Raw genomic sequence first — 14,917 nt, forward strand, 5'->3', positions numbered from 1 at the left:
GGGGCTGACGATGATCGCGCTTCTCCGACGCCTGCTCCGAGACGAGCGATCGTCGGGCGCCGGCGACGCGCTCGATTCGCTCGGTCCCGTGCACGGCCCCGCGCTGCCGGTCGCGATCCGCGACGTCTGGCGCCCGCGCTCGCTCCGCGAGCTCGGCGGGGATCAGTCGGGCGCGATGATGGTGATGGGCATCTTCATGGCGATGATGCTCGTCGGGATGGTCTATTACGTCTGCGGCGTCGGCGACGCGATCGTCTATCGCGAGCGGATGCAGGACGCCTCGGACAGTGCCGCGTTCGCGAGCGCGGTGCTCCACGCCCGAGGGATGAATTACATCGTCCTGATCAACATCATCATGGCGGCGCTGCTCGCGATCCTCGTCGCCCTGAAGTTGGTCGAGACGCTCGCCTGGATCGGCATCTTCGCTTGTTATGCGATTGCCGCACTCAGCTTCGGAACTGCGAGCGGCATTCTCGCGCTCGTCCCGCCGCTGCAGACGATCCAACAGACCACCTCGAATCTCTACAACACGCTCAAAGAGCCCATCTTCACCGCACTGCGCGTCTGCGACACGACCCAGACGGTGATCGCGAGAGTGGTCCCGGTCGTCGCCCAGGCGAGAGTCGTGCAGCTCGCAGCGGACGTGTACGCGCCGACGACCCAGGTCGGATTCGCGTGGCCGCTCTATCGGCCGCTGCCGGTCGTCGATGACAGCTTCGAGGAGCTCTGCCGTCGCGCTGGTCAGACTGCCGGCGACATCGCGATGCTGCCGTTCTTCTTCCTCCCGGACGCCATCACCGACGCGATCAGCGACGCGCTCGGTGGGCTCGCGGCGACGTTCTCGTCGTGGTTCTGCGGCGGTAGCGGCTCGGGGGATGGTGGGGAGCCGCCCTCGGTCACCTACGACGTGACCACGCTCCTGCCCGACAATCCCGACGGCGACTCTGCAGAGTGCGCGCGCTCGCGCACCGACGACACCGCGGATCGTGCGTCGTGTGATCGCTACCAGGCCTGGTACGAAGCGGGCGAGCGCTGCGCGCGCACCGACAATCCGCCCGAGTCGTGCAGCGCGGGTGACGCGACTGCGTACAACCAGCGCGTCGCGGCCGGCCGCGGTGACTGCCGCCCTGGCGACGACAAGGAGAACTTCGTCTGGGAGACGACTCGATACTCGCGCACCGAGCGCTGGATCTGGGTCGGTGATCTCGAGACCGGTCACTGGGACTATTCGCTCTCCGCGCCGACGATCATCGACAACGGTCCCAACGATTCGGGCTGTGCGGGCGGTCGCTCGTCGTCGGGCTCGTGCTGCTCGACGGGCTGCGCGTGCGGCGCGACCTGCATCGCGTGCACGAACAACTGCACGCTGCCCGGCGTGATGACCGGGAGCGACTCGCGCGCGATCGGCAGCGACGAGGACGAGCTGCCCTGCGACAGCGGCGACTTCGAGGACTTCCAGGGCAGCGGCCCGTTCGTGTGCGCGGAGGAGATCACGACCCGCGGCTGCGACTGCCCGGGCACCGACGCGCCCGGCGCGTTCGACGGCTGCAGCAACTCGCGCGAGGGCGGCGGCGGCATGATGCCGACCGGCTTCTACGAGGACTGCACCGACAATCGCCCGGCCTCGCTGCCCGCGACGTACACCCGCACGATCGAGTTCACCGCGGTCACCGCCGTGCTCTCGTGCGCGCAGACGCGCGAAGAGGAGCTGCCGGTCGACGATCAGCTCTTCGAGGACGGCGCGACCGCGCCCGACTCGAGCAACTGCGACATGTGCCCGAAGAAGCTCGAGGACTGCGCGCAGCTCGGTGAAGAGCGCTTCCAGCTCCGCACGTTCGTGCTCGGCGACGTGAGCCAGTCGCAGCGCGCCGATGCGGGCGTTCGCCTCGCGGCGTGGGGCCAGGAAGGTGGCGGCACCTACTCGAGCATCATGAACGTCGCCGGCCGTCTCTCGTTCGCGCAGGCCGAGTACATGTTCTGGCACCGCGGCGAGATCGACGGAGAGGACACGACGCAGCGCCAGGAGTGGATGTGGCACATGTTCTGGACCGCGCGCATGCGGCGATTCCGCGTCGGCGGCGAGGACGCGTGTGCGGGCGGCGGCAGCGCCGGCGGTGACAGCGCGGACACGCCCGATGCGGCGTGCGACGGCGCGGCGTCGGATGGCGGCGGTGGCAGCTGCGACACCGGCGGTGGAATCGGCAGCTTCCTGAGCGACGCAGTCAGCAACATCATCGTCCACTGACGAGCACGGGAGTCGGTACGTGAGAGAGAAACAGCGCCATCGCGGAGTCGTGGGAGGAGCGATCGAAGGGTCGCGCCGGCCCGGCTTCCTGCGCCGTTTCCTCGCGAACGACGAGGGCACCGCGAGCATCGAGGCGGTGATCATGATCCCGTTCTTCATCATCGTGTGGGGGCTGCTGCTCTTCGCGGTCGACGTCTACAAGCACAAGATCGACGCGGGCATGCAGGCGCGCGACTGCGGTTGGTCGTTCGCGCAGACGGGCTGCGAGACGCTGCCTCCGCAGTGTCAGGACGAGCCCGGCGATCCGGTCGCGGTCGACGGTGGCGAGGGAGCGGGCGAGCTCGAGTCGAGCATGGACGAGCTGCCGCTCGACATCCCGATCATCGGCGACGTGCTCAACGGCATCATCGACGAGCTCTTCGGCGAGCTGCGCGTCGCGCGGCACAACGAGGACGTCAATCGCCCGCAGGTGCTCGGCGCGACCACGGTCCACACGCGCGGCGCCTTTGCGATCATGTGCAACGAGCGCCCGACCACCGTGGGCGAGATGGCGCTCGACATGGTGTGCGCGATCGCGCCCTTCTTCTGCGGATGACGGCGTCATGACCCAAAGGCGGCAAGGCAAGTCGGAGCGCGGATCGGTCTGGGGCCGGCTGCGCGCGATCCTCCCGAACCTCGCGCGCCTCTTCGCGTTCCTGCTCGTCGTCTACGCGGTGGCGATGGTGATCGTCGCGCGTCAGGTCCGCGCCGAGACCAACGAGATCATGCTCGGCGTCGGCTCGCAGATGATGACGTACGCCGAGGCCGACGCGCAGGACTCGCCGCGCACGCTGCACGTGAACGGTCAGCGCCTCCTCTTCGGATCGGGCCACACCGCGAACCACTCGGTGGAGGACGTGCTCGACTTCTTCGAGGCGCGCTGCACGTCGCGCGACGGTCGTCTCGTCGAGCGCGTGCACGAGCTCTACGAGGCGCGGCAGATGCCGGTGCCCGACACCTCGATGCTCGACGGCACGCTGCGCGATTCCACCGAGCGCAGCGGCTACGTCGCGTGCTTCGACGTGGGCGAGGAGCGCGAGGGCGTCGAGGGTCTGCTCGCGCGCCTGCAGTCGTTCGCGGACAGCGGCAACCTCGCGCGGATGGGCGGCCTTCGTTACGTCTACGCGCGCCGCACCGACGACGGCGGCACGCACTTCCTCGTGTTCCACACCGACGAGGAGCTGAACGTCTACGAGATGTTCCCCGCCGCCGGCGACGCGCCGGGCGCCGACGCCGAGGGCCTTCCGCGGCCCGCGAACACGCGCCGTCTGATGAGCGCGTGGGAGGAGGGCGATCCCCACTCGCTCTCGATGTACACGTCGACGACGCGCAGCGCCGAGGAGCTCCAGCGCTGGTATCGCGGCGAGCTGCCCGACGCCGGCTGGAGCCTGGTCGAGCCCTCCGCCGCGCAGCGGGATCGATTCACCCGTCACTGGTCGCAGCACGATCGCGAGGTGCTCGAGCAGGGGCGCGCGCTGCACGCGGAGCAGGGCGATCGCCAGGTGATGGTCGTCTTCACGGACGACGAGCCGAGCGGTCAAGCGGTCGTCACCGTCCTGACCGCGCGCTGACGCTCCGTCACGCCATCGAAGAATCTCGCGTGGTTGCGGGCAGGTGCGGCGGTCCACTCGGGGCTTCCACCCAAGGTCCGGGATCCGCTAGTCTCACTCCTCCGGAGGGGCCCCGCCCCTGCCCGCGTGCCTCCGAGCACGGTGCTTCCGCGCACCGTGCCTCCGAGCAGAACGAGGAACCCGAGGACCCCACCTGATGAATGCCAAGGCACTCCTCGCCGCAATCGGAGTCGCGGCCGCCGGGATCGTGATGCTCTTCCTGTACATGCAGCGCTTCGAGGACGAGGCCTCGGGCGGTGCGCCGGTGCGGGTGATCATCGCGACGCAGGACATCCCTCTCGGGACGGCGGTGACCGAAGCGATGCTCGGCTATCGCGATCTCCCGCAGTCGTACGTCGAAGGACGGCACATCCCGCGCGAGGACGCGCAGCGCATCATCGGCGTGCGCGTCACGAGCGGCGTGCGCGCCGGCGAGTCGCTGCTGTGGAGCGACCTCGCGACGACCAGCGATCAGAGCCGCGATCTGTCGAGCCTGGTGCGCAGCGGTCAGCGCGCGATCACGATCCGCGCGGACGCGTCGACGTCGTTCGGTGGTCTCGTGCGCCCCGGTGATCGCGTCGACGTGCTGCTCACGCTCGAGCGCGCGACCCAGGATCCCGTGACCGTGCCGCTGCTGCAGAACCTGCTGGTGCTCGCGGCGGGCCAGGACACCGGCGCGATGCAGCGCCCCGGGCAGACCACGCGTCGCCCGCAGACGATCAACCAGGTCACTCTCAGCGCGAGTATCGAGCAGTCGCAGCTCCTCGCGTTCTCGTCGGAGCGCGGGCGGCTCACGCTCGTGCTGCGCAACCCCGACGACATCGAGGTCCTCGAGAACCTCCCCGAGACGTCGACGGCCGACATCATCGAGCCGGCTCGTCGCGAGCGCGTGCAGCGCAGCCGTCCGCGCACGCCCGAAGCGCCGGCCACGGATACGGCCCCGGTTCCCATTCGCATCGAAGGTGGACGTGGACGCTAAGCAGCATCACTCGCGCTCGCGGAGCGCGCGGCTCTCGATCTCGATTGTCTCGTTCCTCGCGTGCGCGGCCCTGGCCGCGCCGCAGATCGTGTCGCCCTCGGTCGCGCTCGCACAGGCGCGTCCAGAAACGGAGCGGCTCGAGCTTCAAGTGGGCGAGCAGGTGACGATCCCGGCGACGGGCGTGGCGAGCTACTCGGAGGGTCGTCCGGGCATCGTCGACGTGCGTCTGCCGCGCGACGGCGCGCAGTTCGTCATCGTCGCGCTCCAGCCCGGCGTCACCTCGCTGCTGCTCATCTACGCCGACGGTCGTCAGGTCCGCTACGCGATCACGGTGCTCGATCCCGAGCAGTCGGTGACCGCGACGGGCGGCGTGCCCGCGCGCGAGAACATCCGGCTCGACCTGTACTTCGTGCAGCTGCAGCAGTCGTACAGCCACCAGCTCGGTCTCGCGTTCCCGGGATCGATCGGCGGCGCGGGCGTCGCGCGCATCCAGGGCTCGCTCGACCTGACGGTGCCCTCGCTGCAGAGCGCGACGCTGACCCTGACGAACCAGGCGCTGCCGCGCCTCGACCTCGCGCAGGCGAGCGGCTGGGCGCGCCTGCTGCGCCAGGCGATGCTGGTCACGGCGAACGGTCAGGAAGCCGAGATCAACAGCGGCGGCGAGGTGAACATCGTCGTCAGCGGTGGCTTCGGCGGGCAGATCCAGCGCATCGAGTTCGGGAGCAACATCGAGGTCACGCCTCGCTACGATCCCGAGACGCGCCGCATCGAGGTCGCGATCCAGGCGGACGTCTCGGACCTCACCGAGGCGGGCACGTCGGGCGTCCCGGGCCGCACGCGCACGCAGCTCGCGACGGTCGTGAACCTCGAGCTCGGTCAGTCGATCGTGCTCGGTGGCCTGGTGTCGCGCACCAGCCGCGAGTCGCAGGGCGGTCTGCCGGGCCTCAGCCAGATCCCGATCGTCGGCGTCCTCTTCGGCACCAACCAGCGCGCCGACGAGAACGTCGAGAACCTGCTCTTCATCGTGCCGACGGTCGTGCAGGCGGTGCCGCGCGCGCAGTCGGATCGCATCGCGGAGGCGCTCCGCATCTACGAGCGCTTCGGTTCGATCGGTGGTCCGGGCCTCGGGGACATCGAGCTGATCGAGCCCTCGCCGCCGGGCTACGAATGACGTTCGTCGTGCGCGCTGCGTGAAGCGCGCTGGTAGGAGGGTTCGTTCGTGCCGGTGAATCTCGGAATCGAGCTCGCGGACGGAACGGTCGAGACGCTGACCGTCGACGTGCACGGGCCGGTGTCCATCGGACGCGACCCCTCCTGCCACGTCGTGCTGCCGTCGCCCGACGTGTCGCGACGGCACCTGATGATCCAGCCCTCGCACCAGGGCGCGTTCCTGATCACCGACAACTCGGCCAACGGCACGATGGTCGGTGATCAGCGGGTGCGCGGCACGACGGTGCAGGTGCCGGGCAACCTGCCGATGCGGGTCGGGCCCTACGTGATCCGCGTCATCGATCCGTACTCGCCCGGCTATCAGCAGCCGCGCGGGATGCCGGCGCAGCCGGGCGCGTACGGACAGCAGCCCGCGGCCCCGGCGTATCCGCCGCCTTCGCAGGCCGCGATGCCGGCGATGCAGATGCCGCAGCCCGCGCAGGCGCCGCAGCAGGCCTACGCGCAGCCGCAGCCCTACGCCGCGCCGCAGCCGCCGCAGCAGTACGTGCCTCCGCAGGCTCCGCCTCCGCCGCCCCCGCCGCAGGCCGCGCCGGAGAAGAAGACCGAGGCGAGCCCCTACGATCAGAGCGGGACCTCGATGGTCTCGGTGGAGCTGCGCAAGCGCATCCACAAGCTGCTCCTCGAGAACCTCGATCTCGCGTCGCTCGACCGCAACAAGATGGACGACCGCGTGATGCGCCCGAAGGTGCGCACCGCGCTGCGCCGCATCATCGGCGACCTCGCGAAGGATCTCCCGCAGCAGACCGACACCGCCGCGCTGATCGACGAGATCACCGACGAGGCGCTCGGCCTCGGACCGCTCGAGCGATTGATCGCGGACGAGGCGGTCAGCGAGATCATGGTCGTCGATCCGACGACGATCTACGTCGAGCGCAAGGGCAAGATCTCGCTCACCGCGCTTCGCTTCACCGACGACGAAGCGGTGCGCGCGGTCATCGAGCGCATCGTCACGCCGCTCGGGCGACGCATCGACGAGTCGACGCCGCTCGTCGACGCGCGCCTGAAGGACGGCTCGCGCGTCAACGCGGTCATCCGCCCGCTCGCGATCAAGGGGTCGTGCATCACGATCCGGAAGTTCGCGAAGACGCCGCTGCTGCTGAAGGACCTCATCAAGTTCGGCGCGATGACCGATCAGATGGGTCGCTTCCTCACGCGCTGCGTGAAGGCGCGCAAGAACATCGTCATCTCGGGCGGCACCGGCTCCGGCAAGACCACGCTGCTCAACGTGCTCAGCGCCGCGATCCCCGAGGACGAGCGCATCGTGACGATCGAGGACGCGGCCGAGCTGCAGATGAAGCAGCCGCACGTCGTGAGCCTCGAGACGCGCCCGGCGAACATGGAAGGACGCGGCGAGTACTCGATCCGCGATCTCGTGAAGAACGCGCTCCGCATGCGCCCCGACCGCATCATCGTCGGCGAGTGCCGGAGCGGCGAGGCGCTCGACATGCTGCAGGCGATGAACACGGGCCACGAGGGCTCGATGACCACGACGCACGCGAACACGCCGAAGGAAGCGGTCGCGCGCCTCGAGACCCTCGCGCTGATGAGCGGCCTCGATCTCCCGGCGCGCGCCATCCGCGAGCAGATCGCGAGCGCGGTGCACGTCGTCATCCAGCAGAGCCGCCTCAGCGACGGCTCGCGCAAGGTCACGAGCATCACCGAGATCGTCGGCATCGACGAGCACGGCGAGGTCGAGACCCACGAGATCTTCGGGTTCTACCGCACCGGAACCGGCCCCGCGGGCAAGGTCATCGGCGAGTTCCGCGCGTCGGGGTACCTGCCTTCGTTCCTGCAGGACTTCATCACGCAGGGCCTCATCGCCGACGGAGACTACCTGTGAACGTGTCCCAGACGACGATGCTGCTGGGGTACGGCGGCATGGCGATGACGGTGCTCGGCATCGTCGCCGCGGGCTTCATCACGCTCACCGATCCGACCTCGGCGATCCGCCGTCGCTGGTCGGACTACGTGCGCGTGCTCGACAAGGAAGTCCGCTTCCTGCTGCTCAAGACGACGGGCGAGCGCATCGCGCTGATCCAGCTCGCGGTCATCCTCGCGATCCCCTTCGTCGCGCTGCTGCTCGACGACGTCGTGCTCGTGTTCCTGATCATCCCGGTGAGCGCGGGGCCGATCTTCTGGCTGCAGCGCCAGCACGCCGAGCGTGTGCGCCTGCTCGAGGAGAACCTCGACTCGTGGCTGCTGATGCTCGCGAACGCGCTCAAGGCGTCGCCCTCGCTCGGCGAGGCGATCCAGTCGAGCGCGAAGCTGATGCGCGCCCCGTTCAGCGAAGAGCTCGATCTCGTCATCAAGGAGATGAAGCTCGGCACGCCGCTCGATCAGGCGGTGCTCAACATGTCGTCGCGCATCAAGAGCCGCATCATCTCGAGCTCGCTCGCGACGATCCTCGTCGGCCGTCAGACCGGCGGTGATCTGCCGAACATCCTCGAGCAGAGCGCGGCCACGCTGCGCGAGATGGCGCGCCTCGAGGGCGTGGTCCGCACCAAGACGGCCGAGGGCAAGATGCAGGCGATCGTCCTCGCGGCGATCCCCTTCGTGCTCCTCTTCGCGATCCATCAGGTCGACAACAACTGGCTCACCCCGCTCTTCGACGGGGGCTTCCTCGGCTCGATGGTCATCCTCGTCGCGACGATCCTCTGGGTGGCGGCGCTGTTCCTCGCCCGGAAGATCCTCGCGGTCGACATCTGAGGCAGGACGAAGATGGCGCGCATCTACGCATACGTCGCGATGGCGCTGATCGCCGCGGGCCTGGTGATCGGCGTGTGGACCCTCGGGCGCAATCGTCCCGAGGACAGCCCTCGGCTCGGCATGCGCGGCCGCAAGCGCCAGCAGGCGCTCGAGGCGGGCGGGCTCTTCGCGAGCAGCGAGCCCGCGATCCGCATGGTCGCGGGATGGATCGCGTACTTCCCGCTGACCGATCAGCGGCGGCGCGTCGACGAGCTGCTCAAGCACGCGGGTGACTGGCTCGGCCTCACCGCGAACGAGTTCTACGCGCTCTGCGCGCTCGGTGCGGTCGGCATGGGGCTCATGGGGCTCCTGCTCGCGAACCTCGGCGGATACCCGGGGATCCTCTTCGCGCCCTTCGCCGCGCTCGGCGCGCTGATGCCGTACCTGCAGGTCACGGGCGAGCGCGATCGTCGCTTCAAGGAGTGCAACCGCGCGCTCCCGGGCTCGATCGATCTCGCCTCGCTCTGCATGGGCGCGGGCCTCGATTTCCCCGGTGCGATCCGCCAGATCGTCGACAAGAGCGGCAACCGAGAAGACGCGCTCCACGAGCAGTGGGAGACCGTGCTGCAGGAGCTCGAGCTCGGCCGCACGCGCCGTCAGGCGCTCGAGAACTTCGCGGATCGTGTGCCCACCGAGGCGGTGCGCGACTTCGTGAGCGCGGTCGTGCAGAGCGAGGAGAAGGGCAACCCGCTCGCGGAAGTGCTGCGCATCCAGGCGACGATGATGCGCATGCGCCGCAGCGTCATGGCCGAAGAAGCTGCCGCGCGCGCTGCCATCCTCATGATGGGCCCGCTCATGCTGATCTTCGGCTGCATCATCCTCTGTCTGATGGGCCCCTTCATCATCCAGGGCATGCAGACGGACGCGTTCTGATCCGATCTTCCGGAGAAACAGAAAATGGAAGCGTACGTCGAAGTCATCCGGGAAGACGGCAGCCTCGAGCGGCACCGCATCGAGGGCGATCAGATCACGGTCGGCAAGTCGCCGACCGCCGGTGTGCCGATCCCCGACGGGCGTGATCTCGAGCCCGAGCACCTGCTGATCGCGCCGCGCGGCGAGGGATGCTGGGTCGCGATCGCGCAGGGCTCGAAGGTGCAGGCGAAGGTCCGCGGCGAGGCCTTCCAGCACGGCATGGTCGCGTGGGGCACCGAGATCGAGATCGGCAGCCTGAAGATCAAGGTCACCGACTCTCTGCCCAAAGAGAAGAAGGACGGCGATCAGAAGACCTCGCCCGTCGTGCTGATCGGCGGCGTGGGGATCGTCGGCATCCTCGCGTGGACGATGCTCAGCGATCCCGGCGGCCACGGCATCGAGACCCAGGCGCCGACCGAGCAGCTCCAGATCTTCGACGCCGCGGTGCAGTGCCCGCAGACGGGCGCGCAGGCGCTCTACATGGCGGACGAGGACGCCGAGGGCGCGCTCGCGAAGAGCGAGCGATATCCGTTCGACGCGAGCGACGGAGTCGAGTCGGTGCAGCTCTATCGCCGCTCGCAGGCGTGTTACGCGCTGGTCGGTCAGGCCGAGGCGTCGGCGCGCATGCAGCACGAGGGCGACTGGATGCAGCACCGCATCGAGGAGGACTACACGACCCATCGCCTGCGCCTCGAGCGCGCGATGGAGCAGCAGCGCTGGCCCGACGCGCTGCTCGAGACGCGCGCCCTGCTCTCGCTGACGCGACACCGCGAGCACGCGTACGTGCAGTGGCTCATCCGCAACGAGCGGCGCCTGCAGCTCCTCGTGGACCAGGCGCGCTCGTGACGCGCGTCCTCCTGATCGTGGTCGCGCTCGCCGCGATCGGATGCGGCGGCGCGCAGACCCAGCCCGACGAGACGCCGGTCACCGATCCGCTCTCGACGGTGCAGGCCGGCGAGCTCTACGAGCGCGGCGTGTACCTCGCGCAGCACGAGGACTACATCCGCGCGGAGCAGTACCTCGTCGCGGCGATGCAGCGCGGACACGACGAGCACGTGGTGATGCCGGCGCTGCTCGCGGCGTGCGTGCGGAGCTCGCGCCTCTCGGCGGCGCTCGGGTACGCCGAGCCGTACCTCGAGCGGCATCCCGACGCGTGGTCGCTGCGGCTCCTCGTCGCGACGATCCACATGGGCCTCGGCGAGGCCGAGAACGCGCACACGCACCTGCTGCGCGTGGTCGAGGAGCACCCGGACGAGGCGGTCGCGCACTACATGCTCGGCGTGCTCTCGCGCGACGATCTCGCGAACCCCGCGGCCGCGATCGCGTCGTTCCAGCGCTATCTCGAGCTCGCGCCCGAGGGCGAGCACGCCCCCGAGGCGCGCGCGTCGATCGTCCGCGCGTCGTCGGCGCCGCCGCCGAGCGCCGAGGGCGCGGCGCTCCCGGTGCGCATGCCCTCGCACCACCAGGACGACGCGCCGGCCGCCCAACCTTCCTCGGGAGCCACGCAGTGAGCGGCAACAACACGATCCCGAAGGACGTCTTCGAGCAGACGATCCTCAACTTCTTCGCGCCGATCCGGCCCTTCCTCGACGACCCCTCGGTCAGCGAGGTGATGATCAACGGGCCCGACCAGATCTACGTCGAGCGCAAGGGCAAGCTCACGCTCACCGGCGCGAAGTTCAGCTCGCGCGACGCGCTCACCGCGGCGCTGCGCAACCTCGCGCAGTTCGTCGGTCGCCACGTCGACGAGCACCGGCCGATCCTCGAGGCGCGCCTGCCCGACGGATCGCGCGTCGAGGCGGTGCTGCCGCCCGCCGCGCCCGATGGGCCGCACGTCGCGATCCGCCGCTTCTTCCGCGAGACGCTGACCGTCGAGCGCCTGGTCGGGTTCGGCTCGTTCACCCCCGAGGCCGCCGAGTTCCTCAAGGCGGTCGTCACGGTGAAGGAGAACACGATCGTCGCGGGCGGCACGGGCTCGGGAAAGACGTCGCTGCTCAACGCGCTCACCGGGTTCATCCCCAACGACGACCGCATCGTCGTCATCGAGGACTCGCAGGAGGTGCAGCCGCAGCAGCCGCACATCGTGCAGCTCGAGGCGCGCCCGCCCGACGCGCGAGGCCGCGGTCAGGTGAGCATCCGCGACCTCTTCAAGGCCACGCTGCGCATGCGCCCCGACCGCATCGTCGTCGGCGAGATCCGCAGCGGCGAGGCGCTCGATCTCGTGCAGGCGATGACCTCCGGTCACGGCGGCTGCATGGCGACGGTCCACGCGACGTACCCGCTCGACACGCTGAACCGCCTCGAGACCATGTGCCTGATGAGCGACATCGCGCTGCCGCTGCACGCGCTCCGCGCGCAGATCGCGAGCGGCGTCGACATCATCGTGCAGACCTCGCGCCTCCGCGACGGCTCGCGCTGCGTCACGCACATCAGCGAGGTCCAAGGTTACGACCCGGAGAAGGGTTACGACGTGAAGGACGTATTCGTGCGTCGCTATCACGGCGACGACGCGCAGGGAAAAGTGGTGTCGACCTTCGAGCTCACCGGGTTCATGCCGAAGTGCGTCGAGCACATCCACGGCTACGGCCTGCGTCTGCCCAACGTCATGTACGAGATGGCGCAGCGCACCGGCGGCCAAGCGGCGTATGCTGGGCACGACGGCGGCGGCCACGGCGGCGGCGGTCACGGTCACTGAGGGCTCTGCCTTCGAGGCTCTGTTCACTGAGGGAAGAGGTAGGTGGTGGCGGCATCGTACGGACAGCCGATGCAGGCCCCCGGGGCGGCGTGGGCGCGCATCCAGCTCGTCCGCGGGCAGTCGGGCGGGCAGTACTGGTCGATCGACGCGACCACGCCGCAGGCGCGCCTGACGGTCGGCAACGCGCCGGACGCGGGATGGCCGCTGCAGGCGCCGGCGGTGCACCCGTACCACTTCGAGATCTTCTGGGACGGCAACACGCTGTGGCTCTCGGACACGCGGCGGGTCGGCGGCGTGACGCTCAACGGCATGCCGGTCACGGACTGGGTGCAGGTGAAGGGGCGCGCCGAGGTCGTGTTCGGCGGCGGCGCGATGCACATCGAGACGTCGGTCGCGCAGGCGGTCGCGATGGCGAGCAACCCCGGCGAGGCGAAGCGGGTGACGCTCGCGCCGGGCGAAGGGATGATGGCGGGCGCGCTGGTGGCGCGCTCGGAGTTCCCGCCGGCGGCGGGGGCCTGGGACGACAGCTCGCTTCCCGGCGAGGCGACGCGCATCCAGCCGCCGCCCAGCGAAGGGGGCGGGTGGGGCGAGCTCGATCCCGAGCGCACCCGGATCGCGACCGAAGGCGCGCTGATGCCGGGCGCACCGGTCGCGCAGGCGAAGCCGGCCTCCCAGGCGCCGCCGCCGATGCGGCCGCGGCTCGGTGGGAGCGGCGGGGGCGCGCCGCCGATGGCGCGGACGATCACCGCCGAAGAGATGTCGCAGCACCTCGCGGTCGCGGCCCAGATGGCGGCGACGCCGGCGGACTCGAAGTCGAGCGGGCCCTCGGTCGTGGTGCAGGCGGGTTATCCCGGGGTGACCTCGGGGGGCGCCCAGGCGCCGGGCTACGGGCAGCAGCAGCCCGGTGGGTTCGGGGCGCCGCAGCCGGCGAGCTACGGGGCGGGGGCTCCGTCGCCGTTCGGCGCGCCGCAGCAGGCACCGGGGGCGCAGGGCCCGCAGAGCGGGTTCATGGCGCCGCCCTCGTTCGACGCGGCGCCCGGCGCACAGTCGCAGGGCCAGAAGGACGCGAAGGCCAAGGGGAAGCAGTCGCTCCCGATGCGCACCTGGGCCCTGCTGGGCCTGACGGTGCTCGCGGCGGTGGGCCTGATGATGATGGGCCCGAGCGCCGAGCCGGCGCCCGCGCCGCGGCCTCCCCAGCCGCACCCGCAGGCCCAGACGGTCCCCGCTCCGCTGCCGCCTCAGCAGGCGCAGCCGACGCCGCCGACCCAACCGGCGGTCGCGCAGCCGACGGCACCGACCCAGCCCGCGGTGGCGCAGCCGACCGCACCGACCCAGCCCGAGGTGGCGCAGCCGACTGCACCGACGCAGCCGACTGCACCGACGCAGCCGACCGCGCCGACCCAGCCGACGGCCCAGGCGGTCGAGCCGACCCCGCCGGCGACGACCCCCGAGCCCGGCGCGACGCCCGAGGCCCCCACCGGGCCCACGCCCGACCGTCTCGCCGCCGACCTGGTGATCACCGGGCACTACGCCGAGGCGCTGCCGCACTACCAGCAGCTCGCCCAGGCGCATCCCGAGCGGCCCGAGTACGCGCAGATGGTGCGCATCCTCCAGCGGCGCCTCGCGCAGCGCTGCCAAGGTGGAGTCGGTCCCGACGGTCGACCCTGCACGACCCCCTGACGGCACCTCGCCTTCTCGTCATGAGCCGAGCCATGTCACGACGCGCCATCCCCGCCCTCTTCGTCGCCCTCGCGCTGCTCGGATGCGGCGAGGAGGCGCCTCCGCCGCGCTTCCCGGTGACCTTCACCGCCGAGGCCGACCCCGGCGAGCGCCTCGCCGCCGTGAGCGTGACCGCGAACGGCGCGCCGATCGGCCAGACCGGCGCCGACGGCACCCTCCACGTCGATCTCACCGGCCCCGAGGGCTCGCCGGTGCAGATCGGCGCGACCTGCCCCGAAGGGCACCGCGCGCCGGCGGCGCTCCCGATGATCACGCTGCGCCGCGTGGTCAGCCTCGACCCCGCGACCGCGGCGCTCGGCCTCCAGGTCTCGGTGTCGTGCCCGCCCGCCCAGCGCCACGGCGTCGTGGTGGTGCGCGCCGGCGGCGACCAGGCGCACGCCGGGGTGCCGGTGATGATCGACGGGCGCGAGGTCGCGCGGACCGACGCGAGCGGCGTCGCCCACGTCGCGCTCGACATGCAGCCCGGCCAGAGCTTCGGGGTGCTGCTCGCGACCAACGAGTTCCCGAACCTGCGGCCCCAGTCGCCGCGCCAGAGCTTCGTCTTCCCCGACGGCGACGAGCTCTTCGTGTTCGACCAGCGCTTCGAGGTCGAGGCGCCGCCGGTGGTGCGCCGTCGCTCGAGCAGGCCGCGCCCCCAGCCGCAGCAGGCACCCACGCCCGTCCTGCCGGTCCGCATCGGTCCGACCCGTCGTTGAGCGTCGCCTCAGCGCCAGGTATCGAGC

13 protein-coding genes are annotated in these 14,917 nt (G+C 70.5%); all 13 read left to right on the forward strand.

The window, feature by feature from the left end:
* Positions 1 to 10 precede the first annotated feature (10 nt).
* The gene (locus tag I5071_RS33945) at positions 11 to 2,245 is read left to right on the forward strand and encodes a hypothetical protein (protein WP_236517439.1); all 2,235 of its coding nucleotides are present in this window, start codon (positions 11 to 13) and stop codon (positions 2,243 to 2,245) included.
* A gap of 49 nt (positions 2,246 to 2,294) precedes the next feature.
* The gene (locus tag I5071_RS33950; RefSeq protein ID WP_236517440.1) at positions 2,295 to 2,840 is read left to right on the forward strand and encodes a TadE/TadG family type IV pilus assembly protein; all 546 of its coding nucleotides are present in this window, start codon (positions 2,295 to 2,297) and stop codon (positions 2,838 to 2,840) included.
* A gap of 7 nt (positions 2,841 to 2,847) precedes the next feature.
* Positions 2,848 to 3,855 carry a hypothetical protein gene (locus I5071_RS33955; protein WP_236517441.1) on the forward strand — a complete coding sequence of 336 codons (1,008 nt, stop codon included), beginning with the start codon at positions 2,848 to 2,850 and terminating at the stop codon, positions 3,853 to 3,855.
* Between the two features lie 196 nt (positions 3,856 to 4,051).
* Complete coding sequence (gene cpaB / locus I5071_RS33960) at positions 4,052 to 4,873, forward strand: Flp pilus assembly protein CpaB (RefSeq protein ID WP_236517442.1); 822 nt, start codon at positions 4,052 to 4,054, stop codon at positions 4,871 to 4,873.
* Positions 4,863 to 6,044, forward strand: a complete 1,182-nt coding sequence (locus I5071_RS33965; RefSeq protein ID WP_236517443.1) for a pilus assembly protein N-terminal domain-containing protein — start codon at positions 4,863 to 4,865, stop codon at positions 6,042 to 6,044. Before cpaB ends, I5071_RS33965 begins: the two co-directional genes overlap by 11 nt.
* 48 nt (positions 6,045 to 6,092) lie before the next feature.
* Positions 6,093 to 7,943, forward strand: coding sequence for an ATPase, T2SS/T4P/T4SS family (locus I5071_RS33970; RefSeq protein WP_236517444.1), 1,851 nt, complete (start codon positions 6,093 to 6,095; stop codon positions 7,941 to 7,943).
* Positions 7,944 to 7,945: 2 nt separating this feature from the next.
* Positions 7,946 to 8,809, forward strand: a complete 864-nt coding sequence (locus I5071_RS33975) for a type II secretion system F family protein (RefSeq protein ID WP_236517445.1) — start codon at positions 7,946 to 7,948, stop codon at positions 8,807 to 8,809.
* A gap of 12 nt (positions 8,810 to 8,821) precedes the next feature.
* On the forward strand, positions 8,822 to 9,721 hold the full coding sequence (locus I5071_RS33980) for a type II secretion system F family protein (protein ID WP_236517446.1): 900 nt from the start codon (positions 8,822 to 8,824) through the stop codon (positions 9,719 to 9,721).
* A 24-nt stretch (positions 9,722 to 9,745) separates the two neighbouring features.
* Positions 9,746 to 10,606: an FHA domain-containing protein gene (locus I5071_RS33985; RefSeq protein WP_236517447.1), complete on the forward strand. Its 861-nt coding sequence runs from the start codon at positions 9,746 to 9,748 to the stop codon at positions 10,604 to 10,606.
* Positions 10,603 to 11,271, forward strand: a complete 669-nt coding sequence (locus tag I5071_RS33990; protein WP_236517448.1) for a tetratricopeptide repeat protein — start codon at positions 10,603 to 10,605, stop codon at positions 11,269 to 11,271. Before I5071_RS33985 ends, I5071_RS33990 begins: the two co-directional genes overlap by 4 nt.
* The gene (locus tag I5071_RS33995) at positions 11,268 to 12,455 is read left to right on the forward strand and encodes a CpaF family protein (protein ID WP_236517449.1); all 1,188 of its coding nucleotides are present in this window, start codon (positions 11,268 to 11,270) and stop codon (positions 12,453 to 12,455) included. The genes I5071_RS33990 and I5071_RS33995 overlap by 4 nt, the downstream gene beginning before the upstream one ends.
* Before the next feature lie 69 nt (positions 12,456 to 12,524).
* Entirely contained in the window at positions 12,525 to 14,135 is a 1,611-nt protein-coding gene (locus I5071_RS34000) for an FHA domain-containing protein (protein ID WP_236517450.1), read from the forward strand.
* Between the two features lie 32 nt (positions 14,136 to 14,167).
* Positions 14,168 to 14,890, forward strand: coding sequence for a hypothetical protein (locus tag I5071_RS34005; protein WP_236517451.1), 723 nt, complete (start codon positions 14,168 to 14,170; stop codon positions 14,888 to 14,890).
* Positions 14,891 to 14,917: the final 27 nt, after the last annotated feature.

The sequence above is a fragment of the Sandaracinus amylolyticus genome (assembly GCF_021631985.1).
Classification (GTDB): Bacteria; Myxococcota_A; Polyangia; order Polyangiales; family Sandaracinaceae; genus Sandaracinus; species Sandaracinus amylolyticus_A.

Coding starts and splice junctions, on each gene's coding strand:
- I5071_RS33985 (WP_236517447.1), top strand. CDS start 9,746: ATGGAAGCGTACGTCGAAGTCATCCGGGAAGACGGCAGCCTCGAGCGG.
- cpaB (WP_236517442.1), top strand. CDS start 4,052: ATGAATGCCAAGGCACTCCTCGCCGCAATCGGAGTCGCGGCCGCCGGG.
- I5071_RS34005 (WP_236517451.1), top strand. CDS start 14,168: ATGTCACGACGCGCCATCCCCGCCCTCTTCGTCGCCCTCGCGCTGCTC.
- I5071_RS33945 (WP_236517439.1), top strand. CDS start 11: ATGATCGCGCTTCTCCGACGCCTGCTCCGAGACGAGCGATCGTCGGGC.
- I5071_RS33955 (WP_236517441.1), top strand. CDS start 2,848: ATGACCCAAAGGCGGCAAGGCAAGTCGGAGCGCGGATCGGTCTGGGGC.
- I5071_RS34000 (WP_236517450.1), top strand. CDS start 12,525: ATGCAGGCCCCCGGGGCGGCGTGGGCGCGCATCCAGCTCGTCCGCGGG.
- I5071_RS33980 (WP_236517446.1), top strand. CDS start 8,822: ATGGCGCGCATCTACGCATACGTCGCGATGGCGCTGATCGCCGCGGGC.